This window comes from Chryseobacterium sp. Tr-659 (assembly GCF_011752975.1).
Classification (GTDB): domain Bacteria; phylum Bacteroidota; class Bacteroidia; order Flavobacteriales; family Weeksellaceae; genus Chryseobacterium.
In genome coordinates this window covers 23,764-46,910 of sequence record NZ_VWWP01000001.1, presented here as the reverse complement: position 1 = coordinate 46,910, position 23,147 = coordinate 23,764, and the positions used below count along the sequence as shown (strand labels likewise).

General features: G+C 35.4%; 21 protein-coding genes, 1 tRNA gene and 1 pseudogene. 8 read left to right on the top strand and 15 right to left on the bottom strand.

Annotation, left to right across the window (positions count from 1 at the left end; genetic code table 11):
- Positions 1 to 28 precede the first annotated feature (28 nt).
- Entirely contained in the window at positions 29 to 1,117 is a 1,089-nt protein-coding gene (locus F3J23_RS00245) for a glycoside hydrolase family 99 protein (RefSeq protein ID WP_167022386.1), read from the bottom strand.
- Positions 1,118 to 1,158: 41 nt separating this feature from the next.
- Complete coding sequence (gene lpxB / locus F3J23_RS00240) at positions 1,159 to 2,262, bottom strand: lipid-A-disaccharide synthase (RefSeq protein WP_167022383.1); 1,104 nt, start codon at positions 2,260 to 2,262, stop codon at positions 1,159 to 1,161.
- Positions 2,263 to 2,340: 78 nt separating this feature from the next.
- Here lpxB and F3J23_RS00235 point away from each other — a divergent pair, with 78 nt between their 5' ends.
- Both F3J23_RS00235 and F3J23_RS00230 read left to right on the top strand, forming a co-directional pair.
- On the top strand, positions 2,341 to 2,850 hold the full coding sequence (locus F3J23_RS00235) for a DUF2480 family protein (RefSeq protein ID WP_167022381.1): 510 nt from the start codon (positions 2,341 to 2,343) through the stop codon (positions 2,848 to 2,850).
- A gap of 109 nt (positions 2,851 to 2,959) precedes the next feature.
- On the top strand, positions 2,960 to 3,616 hold the full coding sequence (locus F3J23_RS00230; protein WP_167022377.1) for a DUF937 domain-containing protein: 657 nt from the start codon (positions 2,960 to 2,962) through the stop codon (positions 3,614 to 3,616).
- A 60-nt stretch (positions 3,617 to 3,676) separates the two neighbouring features.
- Here F3J23_RS00230 and F3J23_RS00225 read toward each other — a convergent pair whose 3' ends face one another.
- Together F3J23_RS00225 and F3J23_RS00220 are read right to left on the bottom strand one after the other, a co-directional pair.
- Positions 3,677 to 3,796, bottom strand: coding sequence for a 30S ribosomal protein THX (locus F3J23_RS00225; RefSeq protein WP_167022374.1), 120 nt, complete (start codon positions 3,794 to 3,796; stop codon positions 3,677 to 3,679).
- Positions 3,797 to 3,997: 201 nt separating this feature from the next.
- Positions 3,998 to 5,392 carry an MATE family efflux transporter gene (locus tag F3J23_RS00220; protein ID WP_167022372.1) on the bottom strand — a complete coding sequence of 465 codons (1,395 nt, stop codon included), beginning with the start codon at positions 5,390 to 5,392 and terminating at the stop codon, positions 3,998 to 4,000.
- A gap of 383 nt (positions 5,393 to 5,775) precedes the next feature.
- Between F3J23_RS00220 and F3J23_RS00215 the strand changes: the two genes are divergently transcribed.
- The 3 genes from F3J23_RS00215 (at position 5,776) to F3J23_RS00205 (ending at position 9,873) form a co-directional block, all read left to right on the top strand.
- Positions 5,776 to 6,135 (top strand): ankyrin repeat domain-containing protein, encoded by a 360-nt coding sequence (locus F3J23_RS00215; protein WP_167022369.1) that lies wholly within the window; start codon positions 5,776 to 5,778, stop codon positions 6,133 to 6,135.
- 138 nt (positions 6,136 to 6,273) lie between these two features.
- Positions 6,274 to 8,028 (top strand): aspartate--tRNA ligase, encoded by a 1,755-nt coding sequence (gene aspS / locus F3J23_RS00210; protein ID WP_167022366.1) that lies wholly within the window; start codon positions 6,274 to 6,276, stop codon positions 8,026 to 8,028.
- A 513-nt stretch (positions 8,029 to 8,541) separates the two neighbouring features.
- Positions 8,542 to 9,873 (top strand): M12 family metallopeptidase, encoded by a 1,332-nt coding sequence (locus tag F3J23_RS00205; protein WP_167022363.1) that lies wholly within the window; start codon positions 8,542 to 8,544, stop codon positions 9,871 to 9,873.
- An 88-nt stretch (positions 9,874 to 9,961) separates the two neighbouring features.
- Here F3J23_RS00205 and F3J23_RS00200 read toward each other — a convergent pair whose 3' ends face one another.
- Both F3J23_RS00200 and F3J23_RS00195 read right to left on the bottom strand, forming a co-directional pair.
- Positions 9,962 to 11,233: an adenylosuccinate synthase gene (locus F3J23_RS00200; RefSeq protein ID WP_167022360.1), complete on the bottom strand. Its 1,272-nt coding sequence runs from the start codon at positions 11,231 to 11,233 to the stop codon at positions 9,962 to 9,964.
- 103 nt (positions 11,234 to 11,336) lie between these two features.
- Positions 11,337 to 11,906, bottom strand: coding sequence for a Crp/Fnr family transcriptional regulator (locus F3J23_RS00195; RefSeq protein WP_167022357.1), 570 nt, complete (start codon positions 11,904 to 11,906; stop codon positions 11,337 to 11,339).
- Positions 11,907 to 12,047: 141 nt separating this feature from the next.
- Here F3J23_RS00195 and F3J23_RS00190 point away from each other — a divergent pair.
- A pseudogene (locus F3J23_RS00190) lies at positions 12,048 to 12,200 on the top strand (Ku protein); the annotation flags it as partial.
- Positions 12,201 to 12,202: 2 nt separating this feature from the next.
- On the opposite strand, the gene F3J23_RS00185 reads toward F3J23_RS00190, so the two are convergent.
- The 6 genes from F3J23_RS00185 to F3J23_RS00160 all read right to left on the bottom strand — a co-directional run bounded on the left by F3J23_RS00185 (position 12,203) and on the right by F3J23_RS00160 (position 17,912).
- Positions 12,203 to 13,735 carry a T9SS type A sorting domain-containing protein gene (locus F3J23_RS00185; protein ID WP_167022353.1) on the bottom strand — a complete coding sequence of 511 codons (1,533 nt, stop codon included), beginning with the start codon at positions 13,733 to 13,735 and terminating at the stop codon, positions 12,203 to 12,205.
- A gap of 118 nt (positions 13,736 to 13,853) precedes the next feature.
- Positions 13,854 to 14,708 (bottom strand): mechanosensitive ion channel family protein, encoded by an 855-nt coding sequence (locus F3J23_RS00180; protein WP_167022350.1) that lies wholly within the window; start codon positions 14,706 to 14,708, stop codon positions 13,854 to 13,856.
- Positions 14,709 to 15,199: 491 nt separating this feature from the next.
- Positions 15,200 to 15,934 carry an SDR family NAD(P)-dependent oxidoreductase gene (locus tag F3J23_RS00175; RefSeq protein ID WP_167022347.1) on the bottom strand — a complete coding sequence of 245 codons (735 nt, stop codon included), beginning with the start codon at positions 15,932 to 15,934 and terminating at the stop codon, positions 15,200 to 15,202.
- 200 nt (positions 15,935 to 16,134) lie between these two features.
- The gene (gene yajC, locus F3J23_RS00170) at positions 16,135 to 16,488 is read right to left on the bottom strand and encodes a preprotein translocase subunit YajC (RefSeq protein ID WP_167022344.1); all 354 of its coding nucleotides are present in this window, start codon (positions 16,486 to 16,488) and stop codon (positions 16,135 to 16,137) included.
- A gap of 10 nt (positions 16,489 to 16,498) precedes the next feature.
- Positions 16,499 to 17,005 carry a DUF1573 domain-containing protein gene (locus F3J23_RS00165; RefSeq protein WP_167022341.1) on the bottom strand — a complete coding sequence of 169 codons (507 nt, stop codon included), beginning with the start codon at positions 17,003 to 17,005 and terminating at the stop codon, positions 16,499 to 16,501.
- Position 17,006: 1 nt separating this feature from the next.
- Positions 17,007 to 17,912 carry a transcription antitermination protein NusB gene (locus F3J23_RS00160; protein WP_167022338.1) on the bottom strand — a complete coding sequence of 302 codons (906 nt, stop codon included), beginning with the start codon at positions 17,910 to 17,912 and terminating at the stop codon, positions 17,007 to 17,009.
- A gap of 91 nt (positions 17,913 to 18,003) precedes the next feature.
- Here F3J23_RS00160 and F3J23_RS00155 point away from each other — a divergent pair, with 91 nt between their 5' ends.
- Complete coding sequence (locus F3J23_RS00155; RefSeq protein ID WP_167022335.1) at positions 18,004 to 19,665, top strand: ABC transporter ATP-binding protein; 1,662 nt, start codon at positions 18,004 to 18,006, stop codon at positions 19,663 to 19,665.
- 99 nt (positions 19,666 to 19,764) lie between these two features.
- Positions 19,765 to 20,100 carry a DUF3276 family protein gene (locus F3J23_RS00150; protein ID WP_002976288.1) on the top strand — a complete coding sequence of 112 codons (336 nt, stop codon included), beginning with the start codon at positions 19,765 to 19,767 and terminating at the stop codon, positions 20,098 to 20,100.
- Between the two features lie 420 nt (positions 20,101 to 20,520).
- On the opposite strand, the gene F3J23_RS00145 is transcribed toward F3J23_RS00150, so the two are convergent.
- The 3 genes from F3J23_RS00145 to F3J23_RS00135 form a co-directional block, all read right to left on the bottom strand.
- A tRNA-His gene (locus tag F3J23_RS00145) sits at positions 20,521 to 20,596 on the bottom strand.
- 35 nt (positions 20,597 to 20,631) lie between these two features.
- The gene (gene bshB1 / locus F3J23_RS00140; protein WP_167022331.1) at positions 20,632 to 21,351 is read right to left on the bottom strand and encodes a bacillithiol biosynthesis deacetylase BshB1; all 720 of its coding nucleotides are present in this window, start codon (positions 21,349 to 21,351) and stop codon (positions 20,632 to 20,634) included.
- Between the two features lie 82 nt (positions 21,352 to 21,433).
- Positions 21,434 to 23,086: a tetratricopeptide repeat protein gene (locus tag F3J23_RS00135; protein WP_167022328.1), complete on the bottom strand. Its 1,653-nt coding sequence runs from the start codon at positions 23,084 to 23,086 to the stop codon at positions 21,434 to 21,436.
- Between the last annotated feature and the right edge of the window lie 61 nt (positions 23,087 to 23,147).

Sequence of the window (23,147 nt, the reverse complement as noted above, 5' to 3'; positions counted from 1 at the left end):
TGCTATGAAAATTAACTTCGAATGTATGTTATCTCTTTTTCAGAAATTTTTCCGTCAATCGTTTAGTTTCCTTGATATAAAGCCATGGATCCTTCCCGTAATCTTCATATTTAAAACTTCCCACTTTTTTGGGAACGGCAGGTTCTATCTGTGTTCCTTCATGCCATTCATTAAATGAAGTGATTCCAATGAAATCCGGATTTACCTTTATTGCAGCATCAAACATATTTTCATAGTATTTACCGTTATCACGGCTTTTGAAATTCGCTTCATTCCAAGGTCGTATTCTTGTATCTGAATAACCAGGCCCAACACAAGGAATAAAAATAAGATGATGATCTTTTGCATAGCCGGAAAGGAAATTCCAGTTAGAAACTGTGCTTCCATAAACAAAGCCTTCACTGGCAAAATAGGTATAGAAGCCATCAAACCCTGCTGTATCAAAAAAAGCTGCGTCATTTTTCTCCACCCATAATCCTATGTAAAATGCATCAATATCTGTATTTCTGATTGTTTCCTCTCCTTTTCCCGACAGTAATTTTGCCCATTCTTCTTTAGGAATTTTATAGCTATCATAAACATATAATAACGGTTTCCCTTCTTTTTTATAGAAAGCGTGGTGGGAAGAATAGGTTTTGATAAGGTAAGAAATCTGGTCCTTAAATTCTGAGGTGTTTGTATAGAAAGGTTCTATGTGAAAAGCAATTTTTAAATCAAAACGATCGGCAATATCCAGATATCTGCCTAAACTTTTATCCGTGAAAGAATCTTTTCCCAGCCAACTGACTACCACAACGCCTACTCCGGATTCTTTGATCATCTTCATATGCTTTTCAATGATATGCGGATCGTTAGAACTGTAATTACCCAAAGCCGGATAAAAATTGGCTCCGATATCATCACCTCCTTTATAATGGCCGAGATTATTCCATTTCGGATTGCTCCAATGCGGGAGTATCTGATGGTTCCAATGTTGATAGTCTCCGTCTGTAGCCGGATTTCCGTACCAGCCATAGTAAAATATCTGGATTTTATCTTTTGATTTCTCCTGAGCAGTGCTTTTTGAAAAGAATAATGTAATTACAATTAATAAAAGAAAACGGTTAAAATAAGTCATGGTCAAAATCAGTTAAATTCTCAAAAATACTACTCAAAAAATTAAACGCCAAGGATCACATCAGCAGCATGTCCGCTGGCTCCTTTTCCACCCAGCTTCTCTCTCAAAAGGTGGTAGTCATTCAGAACCTGCTGTCTTTTTTCTCCTTGTAGCACTTTATTAAGCTCATCCACAAGATTTTTTGTATTCAGATCATTCTGGATCAGCTCTTTCACCACTTCCCTATCCATAATCAGATTAACAAGAGAGATATAATTGATATTTTTAACCAGCCTTTTGGCAATAGCATAAGAAATTTTGCTTCCTCGATAACATACTACTTCAGGAATATTCAGTAAAGCAGTCTCCAGAGTAGCTGTTCCGGAAGTTACCAGTGCTGCTTTGGAATATCTCAGCAGATCATATGTTTTATTGGATACAAAGTGAACATTATCGTCCACATATTTTTGATAAAATTCTTTAGGAAGGCTTGGCGCACCGGCAATTACAAACTGATAATTTTTAAAATGAGGTCTCACGGAAAGCATGATTTCAAGCATCTTTTCCACCTCCTGTTCTCTGGAGCCCGGTAACAATGCAATGATTTCTTTTTCATTCAACCCATTTTCCGATTTGAACTTTTCAATGCTGATTTCCTGCAGATCCGAAATAGCATCCAGCAAAGGATGACCTACAAAATGAGAATGAACCCCATGTTTTCTATAGAAATCTTCTTCAAAAGGAAGGATAACCATCATTTCATCCACATATTTTTTAATGATCTCTACACGTCCTTCTTTCCATGCCCAAAGTTGCGGCGAAATATAATAAACAACTTTGATTCCAAGCTCTTTGGCGAATTTTGCAATTCTCAGATTAAAGCCTGGATAATCTACCAATACCAAAACATCCGGTTTATTTTTCTGAATGTCTTCTTTACAGAATTTAATATTATTCAAAATGGTCCGTAAATTCATAACCACTTCAAGAAATCCCATAAAAGCCAGATCACGGTAATGTTTCACTAATGTTCCTCCCTGAGCCTTCATCAGATCACCACCCCAAAATCTGAATTCTGCATGGGGATCTTTTTGTTTCAAAGCTTTCATCAAGTTACTTCCATGCAGATCTCCGGAAGCTTCTCCTGCAATAATATAATATTTCATTTCTATAGTAAGGATAGAGAACAAATTAAAATACTTATGATCTTAATTCGTAAATTTGTTCAAAGATAATGATAAAAAATGTCAGAAGAATTTGAAATCCGGAATAAAGTTGCGGAAAGCGGCCTTATCAATTTTGACCTTGCCACTTTACTTCCCAAAGGGGAAAGAAAGGGTATTGACCTTAAAGATTTTCTCTTCCAGGAAATGATCCTGAAGGAAAAAGATTTCCGTGAAAAGGTAGAAGCTATTAATGCAGAAGATTATAAAGACAGCTATATATACATCTACAATTCTGTAGATACGATTATCCCGCTTTGGGCTTATTTTGTATTGACAGCAAAGCTTACTGATGTTGCAAAAAAAATAGTTTTCGGGAATCGTGAGGATCTCGAAGTTATTTTAATGCACAACGCCATTCAGACCTATGATTTTGAGGAAATGAGAGGTAAAAGAGTTCTGGTAAAAGGCTGTTCAGATAAAGAAATCCCTGAAAACGCTTATATAGAACTGGTGGAGCAATTAAAACCTATTGTGAAATCTCTGATGTTCGGAGAAGCATGTTCAAACGTCCCGATTATTAAGAATTAAAGTTTTGAAGCTGCCCCGGAAACTTTAACAATAATTATGAAAAGCAAATATTTTGTGAGGCATATTTTTTGATAACTTTGGGTTACTTAATACTAAACAAACACAAAAAATGAGCTTAATTGACCTACTTACAGGGAACACGGGCAACCAGGTTGCTGAACAAGCCGAGAATAAATTCGGGATTAACAGAAACCAGGTAATTGCTCTGTTGGCAGTAGCTACACCTCTTATCATTTCTTATCTTAGAAATAAATCTCAGGACGCTAATGAAGCAGAGGCATTAAACAATGCTTTAGATAAAGATCATAACGGAAGTATCCTTAATGACGCTTCACAAATTGAAGCAAGACAGGCTGAAGGCGGATCTATTCTTAGCCATATTTTTGGCGGACAGAAAAGCGATGTTGAGAACCAACTGTCACAGAATACAGGAATTTCAATAGATAAAATCGGACCTATCCTTGCAATGCTGGCTCCTGTTATTATGGGATATATTGGTCAGCAGAAACAACAGAATAATGTAGGAGCAGGTGGCTTGGAAGATCTTTTGGGTGGAATTCTTGGAAACGCCTCCAATCAGGCTCAGACCCAGCAATCAAATCCTTTAAATGACATTCTGGGAAGTGTTTTAGGAGGTAGCGGACAATCCCAATCATCAGGAAATCCGTTGAATGATATCCTTGGAAGCGTATTAGGCGGAGGAAACCAGCAGCAAGGCGGCGGCGGACTCGGAAGTATTCTTGGAAACATTTTAGGAGGAAAATAATTAATTTAATTTTTATAAAAAAAAGACCGAAGAGATTTTCTTTGGTCTTTTTTATTTCATTTACTTTTTTGATTTGTCTTCAGAAGCCACAAAAGATTTTGATGCTTTTTTAGGTCTTCTTTTACCATAACTTCCGGAATTAATCTTCCCTCTTCGTGATTTTTTGTCTCCTTTTCCCATAGTAATATGTATTTGTTATTACGAATTTAAAAAATAACCTTTTAAAATCCAACGAATTAAGCTGTTAAAGTTTTATAAATAAGAAGGAAGCTGGAAGTTATGATAGACCTGCTGTTTTGATAGTTGACGCCTTAATCAATTGTTTTTAAAACCTATGTATGTACTTAAAACTTTAAGACTGCCATCTTCTGCCACGTAGCTTTATACTTTTATTGTTTTCCATTTTCCTCTTTTAAATAAAATAAAAGCAACCACAGTAATCAGGGTTTCTGCGGCGGGAATTGAAATAAAAACACCTTTAGGGCCCAGTTCCATATGTTTTGAGAGAAAATAAGCCAATGGAATCTGAAACAGCCAGAACCCAAAAAGATTAACCCATGTAGGAGTCCATGTATCTCCTGCTCCATTAAAGGCGTTAATCATTACCATTCCGATTCCGTAGAAAATAAATCCGGTACTCATTATGTGCAATGCATTTTTAGCAAAATTCTTGATCTCGATCTCCTGAGTAAAAAAGCTTACTAAAAAGTTTCCCATACAAATAAAGATCAGACTTACGATGAGCATAAAAATCACATTATATTTAACGGTTTTCATAACAGACTGTTCTGCCCTCAGCATTTCATTCGCTCCCATATTCTGCCCGACTAATGTGGAAGCAGCATTGCTCAGCCCCCACGCAGGAAGCATAAAGAACATCATCAGTCTTAATGCGGTCTGGTAACCCGCTGAAGCATTTTCTCCGCCGGTAGTTGCAACCAGCTCCGCAAGGAATATCCAGCTGCATGAAGCAATTACAAACTGAAAGATCCCAGGGGTTGCAATTTTTATAATGGATTTTATTAAATCATAATTGGGCTTAAAATAAGGAAGCCTGATTCTAATCTGTGTATCAGCTATCAACAGATGATACAGCTGGTAAAGCACCCCTATACTTCTTCCGATTGTTGTTGCTAATGCCGCTCCCGTAAGCCCTAAAGCAGGAATTGGGCCTAAGCCTTTTATCAATAACGGACAAAGAATAATGTTGGCAATATTAGCAATCCATAAACTTTTCATCGCAATCATTGCATTTCCGGCTCCTCTGAAAATTCCATTGATCAAAAACAAAAGCATAATAATTGTGCTGCTTCCCATCATAATTCTGGTAAAATCTTTTCCATAAGCTGCAGCTTCGGGTTTTGAGCCCATAAGAATCAGAATTTCTTCTGCATACACTACTCCCAGCAAGCTTAAAATAAAAGTGATCACAAAAGAGACCAATAACACCTGTGCAGCACTTCTTGAAGCCTGCTCCGGGTTTTTCTCCCCAATTCTCCTTGCAACCAGGGCTGTTGCTGCCATACTCATTCCTATCGCAATAGAATACATTACCGAAAGTACTGATTCTGTAAGCCCAACCGTTTGAATTGCAAATCCGCTTTCTTTCAGATGTCCCACAAAATAAAGATCTACCAGCGCAAATACAGATTCCATGGCCATTTCCAGCATCATAGGTATAGCAAGAAGCAAAACAGCACTTCTGATATTTACTTTCGTGAAATCAGTTTCTTCTCCACTGAATGCTTTTTTCAAAAACTCAATATATTTTGTCATTATTTTCCTAGTTATACTTAGCAAAAATATTCATTCAGAATCAGTAAAAAGTTGACATATGGAAAGTTTTTCAGTTTTTCCTCACAACAGAATAAAACAATTTTTAGAAAATATCATTGTATTAATTTTTCTATTTTACAATATTTTATTTTTGTAATACGATAGTAATTACATATTTACAACAAAATAATATGATATAAAACTAATAGGTAAAAGTCTGAGATTATTAAACTTTTAAAATAAAGCCTGTCTCCAGCCTGTCATTTTACGATTTCACAACCAATAAAAGAAAAATACGATTTATACAAATCCAAATATCTACAAAACTTAGCAATTGGTAATAAAATTTAATTTAGATTTGTATATTCTTAAAAATCATTCTTATGAAAAAAATAATCTCTACTACCTTTCTATTGGGAATGTTATTATCTGCCGGTACGTTTTCTGCCCAGAAACTAACTCAGGAAAAAATGAAAGCCATTTATTCTGATGATGTGGCAACCTTTAAAAAACAGTTTATACAAGGAGATTACAATAAATGTTTTGTTCTTGGAGCCAACTCTTATTCTCCTCTTGGGTTCAGTGTGCTGTCCGGAAAAAACAATATCGTTAATTTTCTGTTAGACAATAAGGCAAATATTAATAAAAAATGTCAGAACAGGTCTCCACTTGAGATTGCTGAGAGCACAAAGCGAGATGAAACCGCGAAATTATTAATAGAAAGAGGGGCAAAAAGAGATTAAAAAATCTTAAAACCATATATGAAAACTTCCGAAAAGGAAGTTTTTTTATTTATAAAACCTGCAAAAATCTTATCTTTGCCAACGAAAAATTCAAGGTTCGGAACTGAACCTTAAACATTGAACTTTAAACAAATAATTATGTTTCGATCACACACCAATGGAGAGCTATCTCTGAAAAATCTGAATGAAGAAGTTACACTATCAGGATGGGTACAGACTATCCGTGATAAAGGATTTATGATTTGGGTAGATCTTCGAGATCGTTACGGAATTACACAGCTGGTTTTTGATCAGGAGCGCTCTTCTGCTCAGCTGATGGAGGAAGCCAAAAAATTAGGACGTGAATTTGTAATTCAGGCTACCGGAAAAGTTATTGAAAGGGTAAGCAAGAATCCTAATATTCCAACTGGAGAAATCGAACTTCTAGTAGAAAAATTAACAATCCTTAATGATTCTCAGCTTCCTCCATTCACTATTGAAGATGAAACGGACGGCGGTGAAGAATTAAGAATGAAATATCGTTATCTGGATATCAGAAGAAATCCGGTAAAAGACAAGCTGATCTTCCGTCACAAAATGGCACAAAAGGTTAGAAATTATTTATCTGAAGAAGGATTTATTGAAGTGGAAACACCGGTTCTTATTAAATCTACTCCGGAAGGCGCAAGAGACTTTGTGGTTCCAAGCAGAATGAACCCAGGACAATTCTATGCATTACCACAGTCGCCACAAACTTTCAAACAGCTTTTGATGGTAGGTGGAATGGATAAATATTTCCAGATTGTAAAATGCTTCCGTGATGAGGATTTAAGAGCAGACAGACAGCCTGAGTTTACACAAATCGACTGTGAAATGGCTTTTGTAGAGCAGGAAGATGTTATGAATGTCTTTGAAGGAATGACGAAAACGCTTTTAAAAGATATTACAGGGCAGGAATTCGGAGATTTCCCAAGAATGACTTTCGCAGATGCGATGCAAAAATACGGTAATGACAAACCGGACATCCGTTTCGGAATGGAATTCGTGGAGCTAAATGAGCTTGTAAAAGGTAAAGACTTTAAGATATTCGATGATGCAGAATTGGTAGTAGGAATCAATGTAGAAGGATGCGCAGAGTATACAAGAAAACAGATTGATGAGCTTGTGGATTGGGTAAAACGCCCACAAATAGGAGCTTCAGGGATGGTTTGGGTAAAATTCCAGAATGACGGTGTGAAGACCTCATCCGTAAACAAATTCTATAACGAAGAAGATTTAGCAAAAATCATTGAAAAATTCGGAGCAAAAGAAGGTGACTTAATGTTGATTCTTTCCGGAAATGAAAATAAGGTAAGAGCTCAGCTTTCTGCGTTAAGAATGGAGCTTGGAAACCGATTAGGGTTAAGAAAAGGAAATGAATTTGCGCCACTTTGGGTTGTAGACTTCCCTCTATTGGAATGGGATGAAGATACTGAAAGATACCATGCAATGCACCACCCTTTCACATCTCCAAAACCTGAAGATATTCATTTATTGGAGACTGATCCAGGGAAAGCAAGAGCCAATGCTTACGATATGGTTCTTAACGGAAATGAAATCGGAGGAGGATCAATCAGAATTTTTGATAAGGATCTTCAGTCCAAAATGTTTGATCTATTAGGATTTACAAGAGAAGAAGCGGAAGCTCAGTTTGGATTCCTTATGAATGCATTCAAATACGGAGCTCCACCACACGGAGGTTTAGCATTCGGATTTGACCGTTTGGTAGCGATCCTTGATGGAAATGAGGTAATCAGAGATTATATCGCATTCCCTAAGAATAACTCAGGACGAGATGTAATGATTGATGCGCCAGCGTCTATTGCTGATGCACAGCTCGATGAGTTAGAATTGAAATTGAATTTAAAATCATAAATGTAAAGCGGGGTTTTTGCCCCGTTTTTTTATATTCTAAATTATAGAAGTCTTCAATTTAACTTTATATTTATCAATACCCATACAGATCATCTTATTTTGAAAAACAAACATTTATAAGCAGTATTATTTGCAGTCCATAATATTATATATTTCAAGCTTATTTCATTGATTTGATAATAGAATGAATTTTATATCAGTATAAATAACAGATTTAATCATTATATCAAATATCTGTGAATAATCTAATTTGAAAATTCATAGTAAAAATTAAATTAAAATAAATAATTTAGTGAAATAAATACACATTTTAAACAAAACACCAATAAAACAATCATTATATTATGTTATATTCAAATATAACTTTTTATTAATACATTTACAGCATGCGGCTTAATTATAATGGAGACCTAATCAAACTTAGGAATTGATTTATTTTTACAATCTTTTGCGTATGGTAATAATATAGCTGTTCATATTTAAAAACCGGATCATCAACCAATATTAAATAATATGAAAAGCAAACTATTACTCTTATCAGGATGCCTTGTTTTGGCAATGAATTCATGTAGGTCGGATATTGAAAACACGCAAGCAGATTCAATAGATCATACAACAACAAAGCTAGATAATGCAAAGATTCACAAATTACTGATTAACGGAACCTACACGTATGTCAATGAAGTAAATGGTGAATATTTTTATGCAGAAGATATTACTATCAGCTCTGAACAATTTGACAAATTAAAGATGCAGGCCAATTCTGGAATGTCAACAACTGAGAAAAGTACTATTGTAAGCTCCTTTATTAAGACATGGCCTAATGCAACCGTCTATTACACATTACCCAGTCAGGGAAGTCTGAGTACACAGAATTATAATACCTTTCTTACCAATATCAACAAAGCGTTTGATATGATCTCTTCTCAAACCAGCATGCAGTTTGTTGAACGTACCAATCAAACAGAATATATCACTTTTACTTATACAACCACAAACAGTTCTCCGCTTGGATGGCAAAAAAACAGAGTTAACGGTATTAAAATTTATAATATTACCTATCCTGCAATTATTGCTCATGAAATAATGCACTCTATGGGAATTATGCATGAGCAGTGCCGCCCGGACAGAGATCAATACATTATTGTAGATGTTAACAAGGCAACAGAAGGAAGCCGTCATAACTTCAATCTTTACAATGATTATGCAGGGCATGGTGCATTTGATTTCGGATCTGTCATGATGTATCAGTCTACAGACTTTGCTATAAACCCAAGCCAGCCTGTAATGACTAAGCTGGATGGTTCCACTTTTACCAAGCAAAGGACAGGTTTGTCAGCCGGTGATTATGCCGGAATAAATCATTTGTATGGACCTGTGAATACTAGTTCGGCAATCAACGGAACTTATACAATGACAACATCTTTAGCGAGTGATAAAAATTTAGATATTTCCGGAAGTTCCACTACAGACGGCACCAGCATAGTTCTATATTCAGCTTCCACAGGGAATAACCAGAGATTTACGTTCAGTAAATCAGATCATGGCTATTATATCATCAAATCTATATTGGATCCCACAAAGGTGTTAACCGTGAAAAGTAACGGAACAACGAACGGAACAGCGGTTGAATTAAGAACCAATTCCAATACGGATTCTCAGAAATGGCTGTTATTCAATCTCGGAAATAATGGTTTTGGATTCGCTCCTAAGAATGCACCGGCACTGAGACTAGAGGTGAAAAATGGTTTAACAACTAATCTTACACCTATTGTAATCGGCACTACGGATCAAACGGTTCAGCCTTCTACAAAACAACGTTTTATACTTACAAAAGTTAATTAAACTTTTCATCCAAATAAAGAGGTTAGGAAATAAATTTCCTAACCTCTTTTGTCTATAAGATCAGTATATATTTTCTGCTGTATAATTATTAACTGATTAATTTCAACATTTCATTTCTTCCCGGACCTGTTGAAAGATAGGCCACCGGAATTCCTAATTCAGTTTCCAAGAATGATAAGAAATCCATTAACTCTTCTGGCAATTCCGAAGAATGCTTTATTATAGAAAAATCAGCATCCCATCCATTCATCCATTTCAGAATCGGCTTTCCATTTTCCGGAAGCAATCCCGAAACGGACACTGTTTTTCCATCTTCCAGTTCATAATGAGTACAAATTGCTACAGATTTCAACCCGCTTAATACATCTGCCTTTGTTAAGACCAACTGAGTTACCCCGTTGATCATCACGGCATATTTTAAAGCAGGAAGATCCAGCCATCCGGTTCTTCTCGGACGTCCTGTATTGGATCCGAACTCATTCCCTTTGATTCTGATCTCTTCACCCAGGTCATCAAATAATTCTGTTGGAAAAACACCATTTCCTACCCTCGTACAATACGCTTTTGCAATTCCAAATATTTCACCGATCTTTCTCGGTGAAACACCAAGTCCACTGCTCGCTCCTGAAGCTGTTGTAGAAGAAGAAGTTACATAAGGATATGTTCCGTGGTCAATATCCAGCATTGCAGCCTGAGATCCTTCTGCCAATATTGTTTTTCCTTCTGCCAAAGCATTGTTTAAATATATTTCTGTCTCCGTGCATTTAAATCTTTTCAAAAAATCTACCGCATCAAAAAACTCATTACTGATTTCCTCTAAAGGAGGGAGTATCATCTCTCCTGCTGTCAGCATTTTATAATCTCTTTCCAGAATATGCTGTACTCTGTTTTTAAAGTCCGGAGCATACATATCACCTATTCTTACATTCTGTCTTAAAATTTTATTTGAATAAGCCTGTGCAATCCCATTTTTGGTAGTTCCAATTGTAGTATAATCGGAACTCTCTTCCATAAATACATCCAGAAGTTTATGAGTAGGCAGCACAAAGTGAGCTTTTAATGAAATAATTACATTGTTTTCAGGCTGAACGGTCTCATCAAATGTCTGAAGGTTTTCAATTTCTTTTTTAAAACTTACAGGATCCAGAACAGTTCCCGTACCAACAACATTTTGTACTTTCTTCATAAAGATCCCCGAAGGAATCATTTTAAGCGTAATTCTCTTCCCGTTTCTCTCTATGCTGTGCCCAGCATTAGATCCGCCGTTGAAACGTGCTGTAATGTCATAATTTTCGCTGATAAGATCGATAAACTTTCCCTTTCCTTCATCTCCCCATTGCAATCCTAATACAATATCCATATTTATACTTTTATTTTATGATGCAAAGCTATGGCAGTCAGCAAGGAAGACCATTGTCATTTGACAAAAAAGAAAGCGGAAGCAGGAAACCAGTTCATCATATCTATACTATATTCCTTCTGATCCGGCTCAGTGATGAAGGAGTAACTCCAAGATAGGAAGCCAGCATCGACTGTGGAACTCTGTTGGCCAGCCCGGGATAGTGATTTAAAAAGTGAATATAACGGGACTTTGCATCCTGATTCAACATAATGCTCGCTACCTTCAGCTTGTTTTCAACAACAAAGGCATGAATCCTGGAAAATAAAACCGGCCATACAGCAATTTTTCCTTCCAGTACTTTAAAATGTTTTAGATCTATTACCAATAATACGGCATCTGTAATCGCCTCAATATCTTCGTGGGCAGGCAGCTGATCGGTAAAGCCCTGAAAATCTCCTATAAATCTGCCCTCATAGATAAAATAACGGGTAAAATCATCCCCTTTCTTATTATAATACAAAGACCGGAAAACTCCTTTTTTCACAAAAGCAATTCTTTGACTTACTTTTCCTGCTTCTATAAAAGGTTCACCCTTCTTCACTGTAATTTCCTGAATTCCTTCTGCAATCAAAAGTTCATCCTGATGATTCAGCGTTCCGAATTTTTTGATATAGTTAAAAAGTTCTTCCATATTTTATCCGCAAATTGTGGAAAGATAAAGGTATAAAAGTATGTGATAAAAACAATTGTCATTTGACAACAAAGCTTATTAAAGGTACCACAGAGACTTCCAACGGCATGTTAATTGCTTGACTTTTAAAAACGTAAGACAATGAAAGCAATTTGGAATGGTGCCATTGGCTTCGGTTTAGTAAACATCCCCGTAAAAATGTATTCCGCAACGGAAACAACAAAACTTGATCTCGACATGCTCGACAAATCTGATCTTTCTAATATCCGGTTCAAAAGAGTAAACGAAAATACGACTCATTCTTTTATAAATCTGTTAACAACATCTCCAATCTTAAGATAATAGATTCCTTGTTCAAGATTGCTAATATTTATCTTATTATCATTAATGATTGTTTTTAATACCCTTCTTCCTCCAGCATCTAATATTTCTGCCTCTTCTTTTTTTATTTGGCCATTAATATTTAAGATATCCTTTACCGGGTTTGGGTAAATATTTAAATTTTCTTTTTTTATTCCCTGATCTTTAGCAGACAGTACATTTGTGTTGTTAAGGACCTTAGTAATAATACCTTTATTGGGAGTCTGATGATTCCCAAAAATCATTATTTTCTGATCAGGAGTTATTATGGCTGATCTCATAAATTCTTTATAATTTAGATCAACATCAACAATACCGTTAACCCCAAAACCGGCATCAACAGACCCATCCGGTTTAAATTTTTTAATCAATTGATTCAGATCTGCAGGATTCCCCGTAGGGCTTGCCATACATACTAAGAATATATTGTTGTTGTTATCTGATAATAAAGTGGGGTAAAGAATATTGTTATCAACATAATAGTTATTGTTATTATAATACGGCTCATTCACAACTCCGTTTATTCCAAAGCTGTTATCCAATTCTCCATTCTGATCCAGTTTCATTAAAGTGATAAGAGGTATTGGTGAAGTTGCAGAAGAAGAAACTCCATAAATATAAGTGCTGTTATCTTTACCTGCGGCTGTACAAAGATAAGTTGAGTAGCTTGGAATTGGAGTATATGAAACAGCATTATTATTGTAAGTAGTATCAAGAATACCGTCTTCCGTGTATCTTGACTTTATAAAGATATCACCGGCTTTGTAACCTACCAGCACTAATTTTGAATCATTTTGAATAACTAAACGTCCTGTATTTGCTTCTTGCAATATCACGCCATTATTCCCAAACGTAGCATCAATAGAACCATCAGTATTAAGACGGAAAACTGCTAATTTTGACCCCTGATCATCCGTCAATATTGTACATACTAAAATTTTGTTAGTTCCGGTTAAAAGAACATTATTAAAATTAAATGGCCCAGACAGCCCTAAGTTTTCAAAAAAAGGATCTAAAATGGCACTGCCAACAATTCCATTATTACCAAACCCCGTATCATAAGTTCCATTTTCATTTAAACGAATGAGTTTATGACCTAAAAGGTCTCCAAGAAGAATTTTTTGATCAGGCTGAATACTCATTTTAATTAAACGGGAAAGAGGACTTGAAGAAGAAGGCGGAATAAACACTGTATTAAAACTATTATCTATTGTTCCGTCTGCATTTAATCTCTGAATAACATTGGTAGTAGACTGGCTATTATTGGGAATATTGTAATAAGTCCCGCTTACTACAATCTTTTGCTGGGAAGTTACCGCTCCCGTTTCATATATAAACCCATAAAGATTGCCGGGAGTGTACGTAAATACACCATTATTTCCAAAAGAAGTATCCAAAAATTGGTTTTGTGCGGCTACAGATATCACAGCACAGCAAATTCCTAGGCAAAGGAATAGTTTATTAATCATGGTTATTTAATTTTCTTCGCAAATATAAAACTAACTTACCTAATTCAAAAATAGCAGAAGAATAAAAAATTCCCACATTTCTCAATGCAGGAATTTTCAGTATAATTAAGAATTAAAGTTATATCTGACTTTTATTATACACATGTATATCTCTCTGTGGAAAAGGAATTCCTATTCCTGCTTTATCAAGGGCTTCTTTACAATCGATGATAAGTTCTTCATTCATTGTCCAGAAATTTTCAGTAGCAGTACTCACTCTCACTGATAAATTTACGGCGCTTTCTCCAAGCTCCGTCACCATTACTTGTGGTGAAGGGACTTCAAGAGCATATTGATTATTTTTTATTACACTCATTAAAATCTCCTTTGTTTTTTTAAGGTCTGCATCATATGCAACTCCAATATCCAATGAAGTTCTTCGTGTTCCTAATTGGGTAAAATTGGTAATACTATTGTTTGAAACTACTCCGTTAGGAATAATAACCAATTGATTTTGCGGAGTAATCAGCTTCGTATGAAAAATATCGATAGCCTGTACCGTTCCTGAAACTCCGGAGTTGGTGGAAATAAAATCTCCAATTTTAAAAGGTTTTAGCAACAGAATAAGAATTCCTCCTGCGAAATTGGTTAGTGATCCTTGTAAAGCCAGACCTACTGCCAAACCTGCAGCACCAATCATTGCAACAAATGCTGAAGTCTGTACCCCTAACTGCGTTACTACAACTATAAAAAGAAGAATATTAAGTCCCCAATTGATAATATTTAAAAGGAAATGCTGTAGGGAAGCTTCCATATTACGTTTCTTAAAACCTTTTTCTACAAGTTTTTTGATCATTCTGATCATCCATGATCCAATCAGGTAGATCAGCAATGCAGAAATGACTGCAGTAAATATTCTCGGTGCCCACGAAATGGCTGAAGAAATTAAGGTATCCCAATGCTGTTGAATTTTGTTCAATTCTAAATCGTCCATCTTTTATACTACTTATTTTAATATTTACATTGTTTCTATTTCTTCGGCACGACTTAAAAATGATATTGAGAAAATATAATCTGTTTCAAAAAGAAATCAACCTTAACCCTTCAGGATTAAAGTAAATAATATGATACACAAAATTAGATTAACAGCAGAAAAGATAGTTTCAGCTTTACTCAATGATCATTTGAAAATTGAATCTTGCTAAGAAGAAATAATTCTTGGGCATAGAATAACAAAAAAGATACCGAAGTATGATTATTCCGGAAACTAATATTTCATATTCTCTTATTTATTAGTTTCCATACAATTGATAATGACCTTTTATCAGCAAAATTATGGATGTCTTTTTAACCTGAAGTTTCTTTTAATGAGGATAAGGAAAGAGAAAGCGATAAATTTTCCTTCACCAATCCTGGAAAAAAGTTGTTAAGAAAGAGATTATAATGCTTACATTGACTTTATTAATAATGCTTCGCATCACAAAATTAAGGAAGCTTGGCAACAAGTCCTTCAGGAAGGATTTTCAGAATAAAATAAATGATTTTCCATTTAAAGTTAGGAACAATAATCAATGAATCTCCTGCGTTAACAATAAATTTTGCTACATAATCCGGTTCCATTATTAACGATTCATTGAGCTCCAGCCCTTCGTTGATCTTTGTTCTGATATAACCAATGACCAAAGCATTCACAATTATTTTTCTGGAAGCCAGTTCTTGTCTTAACCCGGCAAGAAACTGAGTAAATGCTGCCTTGGTACTTCCGTAGACAAAATTACTCTTTCTTCCTCTCACTCCTGAAAGTGAAGAAAGTCCTATGATTCTTTCAAGGTTTTTATTACTCTTATCCATTGCTATGATACTCAGAATAGATACACCTCCCATATAATTAACCTCCATCATTTGTTTGGTATCATTAAAGTCAGTTAAGGCCTTTTGGTTGTCTACCAAAAAACCGGCAGCATATACTACAATATGAGGTTTCACAGAAAGTCCATAATAAAATTCGTCATGAGATCCGAAATCCGCTGCATCAAAGTATAAAACCGAAATCTTTGAATGATCCAGATTATTTTCAGCAATAAAACCTTCCAATGATTTGGTATTTCTGGAAGCTGCTATTACAGCAAATCCTTTTTGAAGGTATTGACTGATGCATTGCTTGGCAACATCTGAGTTAGCTCCTAAAATAAGAACTGTTTTGTTTATACTCTGGCTCATTGAGCAAAGATAATTTTTTATTGAATATTAATTGATAATGTTATACAGGATTATATTTTTCATCATCTGTTATGAATACGAAACAGATTTTTCAATACACTCAGAATGAAAAGGATTGTTATATTATGGAGGCATTATATAAAAAAGCTGCGGCGGGTGAACTTCGTTCACCCGCCGCAATCAAATATTTTCAAACTGAATTATTTCTTTTCTTCAGTAGCTGTTTCTGTTTTATCAGCAGATTTTGCTTTATCTCCAAAACGAGATTCTGTCATTTCTCTTGAAACCGCAGCTTTTTCGAATTTCAGTTTTCCGGATAAGGTTTCAATCACAAAACCATCATCCTGAACCTGTGCAATTCTTCCGTGGAGCCCGGATGTAAGAACGACTCTGGTTCCTACTTTAAGGTTTTCCTGGAAATTTTTTTCCTGCTTCTGCTTTCTCATCTGAGGTCTTATCATAAGGAAGTAAAACCCTACAAACATCACCCCCATCATGATCAGCATCATAGATGAATTACCTTGCGGCTGTGCCTGTAAAAATAATGTCAACATATCTTAAATATTATGGTTGAATGTTTGCCGTAAAAGTTAATCTGATTGGAGATTTCTCTACGTTTGCAAAAACATCTGCATATTTCTGAACGTTTCCGTCAAAGCTTGAAGAATCAAAGTGTAATGTCACTTTCCCTTTTTTACCAGGCATAATTGGCTCTTTCGTAAAATCAGGAGCTGTACATCCGCATCCAGGCTTTACTTCAGAAATAATTAATGGATTTTTCCCTGTGTTAGTCACTTCATATACGTGCTCCACTTTATCTCCTTTTTTGATTTTCCCGAAATCAAAATTATTTTCAGATAAAGCTACAGTAGTAGATGGTTCGTTTGAAACCGGAGCTGCTGCTTCGTGATGTACAGAGGTTCTTGAGGAATCCACAAGAAGCGGGCCTGTAGTAGAGGCAGAATCATGAGCTGCAGTTTCAGCACTTTGAGTTTCTTTGTTTTCTTTTTTACATGAAACTAACCCAAAGCCTATAATTGACAAGGCGATAATTGATAACGTCTTTTTCATTTTATATTCTATTTTGATCTTTACAATATTTATCTAAAATACCATTAATGAAGATATTTGAACGGTCTGTAGCAAATACTTTTGCTATTTCTATATATTCATTAATAATAACTCTTGAAGGGGTAAATGCAAAATTATCCAGTTCTGCAATTGCTGTAGACAAAATCACTTTATCCATTAAAGACACTCTTTCCAAATCCCAGTTTTCCAGTCTTTCTTCAAGTTTCTTTTCATTATTTTCCCAGTTGTTCAGGGTATCTCTCAAGAGTTTGCTTGCGAAAGTTTTATCCTCTTCATCTTTAATCATTTTAATTAAAGTTCTGCTTTCTTCATCTTCTCTCAGGAAACCGATTGTTTTTTGAACCATTGAGTTGGCAATATGAATATCATCATACCATGAAAGTTCTTTGTCCCCCAGATAATCATGAAAATCTTCGTTTTCAGCAATATATCTTAAGAACAATTTCCCGATAAATTTCTGATCTTCTTCAAAAGAATATCCTTCTTCTTTCATGAAATCCTGATAACGTTTTCCTGCAGTAATTCTTTGGAAAGTTTTCACCAATAAGTCATCATGCATATCCCACTTCAATTGTTTATGCTGCCCTGTAAAGAACAATCTTTCAGGATTTTCCTCCAGTTTAAGCAATACTTGATTGTTGATGAATTTTTGGTTAGGATTAATGTCAGCATCGGTTTTAAGAAACTTGTTCTTACCAATTTCGATCTGATGTTCTGCCAATTCTTTAAGGCCAACCAGAAAATTGAGCTGGTAGATATAAAGATAATAGATTTTCTCTATTCCAGCGAACATGTTTTTCTCTAAAACATCAAACTTTACAGGGTTTTGGTAGTAAGAATACACTGTCTGTACTACTTTTTCACGGATTTGTCGTCTTCCTAACATTCAAAGAGCTTTTTTATGCCTGCAAAGATACAAAATTTAAAATTGATGAAATTCGTAGTATGATGACATTTTTGTAATTTTGCAAAACTTTATGAAAGCGCTAAAAACCTTAAACCCTTATTTTTGGAAACACAAAATACTATTGTTTTGGGGGGTATTATTCATCTTTGCCAGTAATTTTTTCAATATATATAAAGTTCAGTTCGTAGGAAAATCTGTGGATGAGCTCACTAAAGGAGGGAATCTGGGATTTAACCAGCAGGTTCTCATCTATGTCGGGATTATTGTCGGATGTTCACTTTTAACAGGATTTTTCACCTTTATGATGAGGCAAACCATTATTGTTGCTTCCAGAAGGATTGAATATGAACTTAAAAACAAGATTTACAGACATTATCAGGATTTATCCTTAACGGATTATAAACAAACCACTATTGGAGACTTAATGAACCGGTTGAGTGAAGATGTTGTTGCCGTAAGAATGTATCTTGGGCCTGGTGTTATGTATGTGGCCAACCTGATTGTTCTGGTACTCATCACAGCAATCTATATGGTAAAGACAGATGCTTCCATGACGATGTGGACCTTACTTCCTCTTCCTATTTTATCTTACGCTATTTATAAAGTAAGCTCAATCATCAATAAAAAATCGAAGATTATGCAGAAAAGCCAGTCTGCAATTTCGACTTTTGTTCAGGACAGTTTTTCCGGAATCCGTGTGGTGAAATTTTTCGCGAAAGAAAAATATATTGAAAGGAACTATGGAATCAAAGTCACCGACTATCAGAATAAAGCGCTTGATCTTGCTAAAACAGAAGCTTATTTCTTTACCATCATCTTATTTGTTATTGGTTTACTGAATGTAGCCATTATCTGGATTGGCGGAACCAAGTATATTGCAGGTGAATTAAGCATTGGTAAAATTGCGGACTTCTTCATGTATATCAATACCCTGATTTTCCCTTTCTCTATGGTAGGCTGGGTAACTTCTGTAAATCAGAGAGCTGAAGCTTCTATGCAGAGGATCAATGAATTTATGGATAAAAAATCGGAGATCGTTAATACTAATTTTGAAAACTATCCTATTAAAGGTGATATTGAATTCAGAAATGTTTCATATGTATATCCTAATACGGGAATTAAAGCGCTTGAAAATTTAAGTTTTAAAATTAAAGCCGGAGAATCTTTAGCTATTATGGGAAAAACCGGTAGTGGAAAATCGACAATAGCACTCCTATTATGCCGATTAATAGATCCTACCGAAGGAGAAATATTAATTGATGGTAAAAACCTGAAAGATCATAATCTGAATAACTATAGAGATTTCATCGGCTATATCCCGCAGGAAAGTTATTTATTCTCAGATTCCATAGAGAATAATATTGGTTTTGCTATTGATCACCCTTCTCACGACACCGTGGTTGAGTACGCAAAAATTGCGGATGTTCACAAAAATATCGTTGAGTTTAAAGACCAATATAAAACACTAGTGGGTGAACGTGGTGTAATGCTTTCGGGGGGACAAAAACAGAGATTATGCATCGCGAGGGCCTTAATTAAGAACCCAAACATCATTATTTTTGATGATTCTTTGTCTGCTTTAGATACAGAAACCGAGCAAAATATTCTTGAAAATATTGATAAAAAAATCAGTAATGCAACCTCCATAATTATCACACACAGAGAGTCTAGCGCTCAAAAAGCCGACCAAATCATCAACCTCACGGAAATTGCCAATTCTGTAACCGCTTAGCCATTTCGTTCTCAATTGTTAAATAAATCATAAAAAAAATTTTGTGATTAAAAGAATTCTTTTATATTTGTTCTTAACAAGATTAAAAAATATCTAACAATGAGTGAATACAAGGAACGCCATGAAAATGAGATTTTCACGAAGGTGTTAAAAGCAGGGAGAAGAACTTATTTCTTTGATGTGCGCGAGACGAAAGCAGGAGATTATTATCTTACAATTACTGAGAGTAAGAAGAATTTCGGAGAGAATGGGGAAGCTACATTCGAGAAGCATAAAATTTACCTTTACAAGGAAGATTTTAAGAGTTTCCAGGAGATGTTTAATGAGTCCACAGATTTCATCATTAATGAAAAGGGTGAGGATGTAATTTCAGAAAAACATGACAAAGACTTCAAGAGCAGATCTTACACAATTGATTCTGACGACGAAGTTTAAAAAAAGAATATCTAAAAACACAAGCATCTGAAAAAGATGCTTTTTTTATGCCCGGAAATCAGATGCTAAATTGACATGGTACTATTTTATAATATTTATTCCAGAAAACAAAATACTATCTCCGTCATTCCGAAGTCTAACTAGTCTATTATTTCAGGAATCAGCTTAAATACCTCCAAACAGATCACATTACACATTATTATTGTCACTATTATACGGCGGGGAAAATGTCAGAAGCTGTACAGGCACATTATTTTCATTTAATTCAAAGAACTCAGACACCATATTTATGCTCTGGCTCAAGAATTTTTAAGTTTACAATGATCTTTTTTTCGAAAAAGGAGAATAAAAGATAGGTGATCTTGTGACATGAAAAGATCTAAAATAAAAAAGTACACTTTCAAAAAGTGTACTTTCTTTGGGTGAATGATGGGTCTCGAACCCACGACCTTCGGAACCACAATCCGACGCTCTAACCAACTGAGCTACAATCACCGTTTTCTGAGTGCAAATATAGGACAATTTCCTCAACTACCAAACAATTCCATCAAAATTTTTCAAAGAAATTAACTTCTCAGACGTAAATCCCTCAGCGTAAGTCACTCCCGATAATCGTCCTAAATCCTGCGCACGGTAAGTTAAGCTCTCATAAAAGTCTTTTGTTGTAATCGGGGTCTCAGGTTCTTTAGAAGTTGGATCATAAAACTGAGTTTTATAAGCCATACAAGCTTCCAGTTTTTTATCAAGATGCTCAGAAATGTCAATAACAAATTCCGGTTTGATATCTTTCCACTGAATATAGTGAAAAACATGCTTCGGTCTCCACACTTCTTGAATTTCTCCTTCTTCTACGGTTTCAATTTTTCTCAATCCGGCTAAAAAGCACGCATCGGACACTAATTTCGCTCCTTTTGCATGATCCGGATGTCTATCATCAATTGCATTGGCTAAAACGATTTCCGGCCTGTATTTGCGAATCATTTTTACGATCCTCATCTGGTACTCTTCAGAATTGACCAAGAAGCCATCTTTCATACCCAGGTTCTCTCTTGCCGAAAGTCCTAAGATTTTGGCAGCATCTGCTGCTTCAGCTTTCCTTGTTTCGTCTGTACCTCTCGTTCCGAGCTCACCTCTTGTTAGATCTACAACTACACATTTTTTACCCTCTGAAACCATTTTAGCAATAGTTCCGCCACATCCCAGTTCTACATCGTCCGGATGTGCACCAAAAGCAAGTATATCAGTTTTCATAAATTCAAAGATAGGGTTTAAAATAAAAACTTCCCAAACATTACGAATGGGAAGTTTTAATATCTATAATTTAAATTTTAAATTATTTATTGATCTCAGCATTTAATTTTACAGCATCCTGATAAGTAGGATCAAGCTGTAGAGATTTAGCTACATAATCTTTTGCTTTTGCAGCATCAGAATCTTTGCTCATATAAGCTACCGCGAAATAAGCGTAAGCAAGAGTCTGTTTGTTTGCCTCCTGGTCAGCAGGTTTTACCGTGCTGATGAACTTTTCGTAAGCAATTTTTGCTGCATCATTATTTCCTGCCTGCTGGTAAGAATACCCCTGGCTGTAATATGCCGGTGCCCAGTCCGGAAGAAGCGTTGACATTTTCTGCCATGTTAGGATCGCTCCGTTCCAGTTTTTAACATCCTGATAAGCGGTTGCTAGTTTAAATAATGCATCAGAATCCTGGCTATTAGCTGCAACTTGTTTTTTCAATGCTTCAATAGCAGGGTTAGTAGGTCCTTTATCAACTTCTGATTGAGAAACTCCACCACCGCCTGCGATGTTAGCTAATTCTAAATCCCACTTCATTGTTTCGTCTTTTGCAGCTTTTGCAATACCAACTTTTTGTTGTGCCTCAGACATTAAAGCTGATTTTTTAGCGGCATCTTTTTCATCTTTTGCTAAGCCAGCAGCAATAAGCCCTTGTAAACCTTGATCAGCAGGCTGTATTCTTGTTTTTTCTGCCTGAGATACGAAAGTATCCATATTTTGTTTTGCTTCTGCATAGTTTTTATCTGCATAAGCCTGATAAGCTCTTAATTTGAACTTAATAGGATCTTCAATTTTATCAAAAATCTTATCTAAAACTGTCTTAGAGTTTACATAATCTTCATTTGTGAAGTATAATTTTGCAATTTCTAATTGAGTATACGGATCTTCGTCAGCGTATTTGGTATAGTTAATAAGATCTTGTGTAGCTTTTGCATTCTGCTGATATCTGATATCATAAGATGCAAGAGCTTTGTAAGCAGGAGCATAAGTAGCGTCTACACCAATTGCTTTATCGATGTTCTGCTTAGCTTGCTGCCATTGTTGTGCTGCCATCCATAAAGTGGCCATTCTGGTATAAACGGAAGCTTTATTTTTAGCTGTAGGTAACGCTTTATCATAAGCAGACATAGCCTCTCCCGGCATTCTCTTCAATCTGTAAGCATCTCCTAAAGTATAATAGTAATACGCGGGAACTCCTTTTTTCTCAGCCTTTTCAATAGCTTTTGTCAAAAATTGGATTGCAAGATCGGGTGAATTGTTTTTTTCAAATAAAGTCAAAGCTTCAGCAGCTCTGAACAATACTTCTGCATCTTTTTCTCTGGAATCAGTAACTACTTTCTGGATTTCAGCAATTGCATTTTTATCACCTTTTCCTAATTTCACAGCAGCTAAACCAATTTTGTTAAGATAGCTTTTGCTGTCAGCAGCTAATCCTTTGTTAAAGCTTTCTACTGCTTTAGCATAATCAGGCTCTCCTTGTCTTAAGAAAGTATTTCCTAAATAGAAGTAGTTTTCAGCTGTAGGCTCTTTAGCGATCATATCAGTGAAATTTGTTTTTGCCTGAGCAAATTTATCACTGTCTATACTGTTGATACCATCCTGCAGTGTTTGTGCAGAGGCAAAACCGGTAAAAAATACCACGGCTGCTCCAAAAGCAATCTTCTTTACATTCATATTCATTATATCTTTCATTTTATATTTTCTAATAATTGAGTTATATTCTACACAATTTTCAGACCAAAACAGTATTATT

Coding starts and splice junctions, on each gene's coding strand:
- F3J23_RS00150 (WP_002976288.1), top strand. CDS start 19,765: ATGAGTGAATACAAGGAACGCCATGAAAATGAGATTTTCACGAAGGTG.
- F3J23_RS00220 (WP_167022372.1), bottom strand. CDS start 5,392: ATGACAAAATATATTGAGTTTTTGAAAAAAGCATTCAGTGGAGAAGAA.
- bshB1 (WP_167022331.1), bottom strand. CDS start 21,351: ATGAAAACTGATATACTTGCTTTTGGTGCACATCCGGACGATGTAGAA.
- F3J23_RS00155 (WP_167022335.1), top strand. CDS start 18,004: ATGAAAGCGCTAAAAACCTTAAACCCTTATTTTTGGAAACACAAAATA.
- yajC (WP_167022344.1), bottom strand. CDS start 16,488: ATGTTGACATTATTTTTACAGGCACAGCCGCAAGGTAATTCATCTATG.
- F3J23_RS00235 (WP_167022381.1), top strand. CDS start 2,341: ATGTCAGAAGAATTTGAAATCCGGAATAAAGTTGCGGAAAGCGGCCTT.
- F3J23_RS00230 (WP_167022377.1), top strand. CDS start 2,960: ATGAGCTTAATTGACCTACTTACAGGGAACACGGGCAACCAGGTTGCT.
- F3J23_RS00225 (WP_167022374.1), bottom strand. CDS start 3,796: ATGGGAAAAGGAGACAAAAAATCACGAAGAGGGAAGATTAATTCCGGA.
- F3J23_RS00180 (WP_167022350.1), bottom strand. CDS start 14,708: ATGGACGATTTAGAATTGAACAAAATTCAACAGCATTGGGATACCTTA.
- aspS (WP_167022366.1), top strand. CDS start 6,274: ATGTTTCGATCACACACCAATGGAGAGCTATCTCTGAAAAATCTGAAT.
- F3J23_RS00195 (WP_167022357.1), bottom strand. CDS start 11,906: ATGGAAGAACTTTTTAACTATATCAAAAAATTCGGAACGCTGAATCAT.
- F3J23_RS00175 (WP_167022347.1), bottom strand. CDS start 15,934: ATGAGCCAGAGTATAAACAAAACAGTTCTTATTTTAGGAGCTAACTCA.
- F3J23_RS00200 (WP_167022360.1), bottom strand. CDS start 11,233: ATGGATATTGTATTAGGATTGCAATGGGGAGATGAAGGAAAGGGAAAG.
- F3J23_RS00245 (WP_167022386.1), bottom strand. CDS start 1,117: ATGACTTATTTTAACCGTTTTCTTTTATTAATTGTAATTACATTATTC.
- F3J23_RS00185 (WP_167022353.1), bottom strand. CDS start 13,735: ATGATTAATAAACTATTCCTTTGCCTAGGAATTTGCTGTGCTGTGATA.
- F3J23_RS00215 (WP_167022369.1), top strand. CDS start 5,776: ATGAAAAAAATAATCTCTACTACCTTTCTATTGGGAATGTTATTATCT.
- F3J23_RS00205 (WP_167022363.1), top strand. CDS start 8,542: ATGAAAAGCAAACTATTACTCTTATCAGGATGCCTTGTTTTGGCAATG.
- F3J23_RS00160 (WP_167022338.1), bottom strand. CDS start 17,912: ATGTTAGGAAGACGACAAATCCGTGAAAAAGTAGTACAGACAGTGTAT.
- lpxB (WP_167022383.1), bottom strand. CDS start 2,262: ATGAAATATTATATTATTGCAGGAGAAGCTTCCGGAGATCTGCATGGA.
- F3J23_RS00165 (WP_167022341.1), bottom strand. CDS start 17,005: ATGAAAAAGACGTTATCAATTATCGCCTTGTCAATTATAGGCTTTGGG.
- F3J23_RS00135 (WP_167022328.1), bottom strand. CDS start 23,086: ATGAAAGATATAATGAATATGAATGTAAAGAAGATTGCTTTTGGAGCA.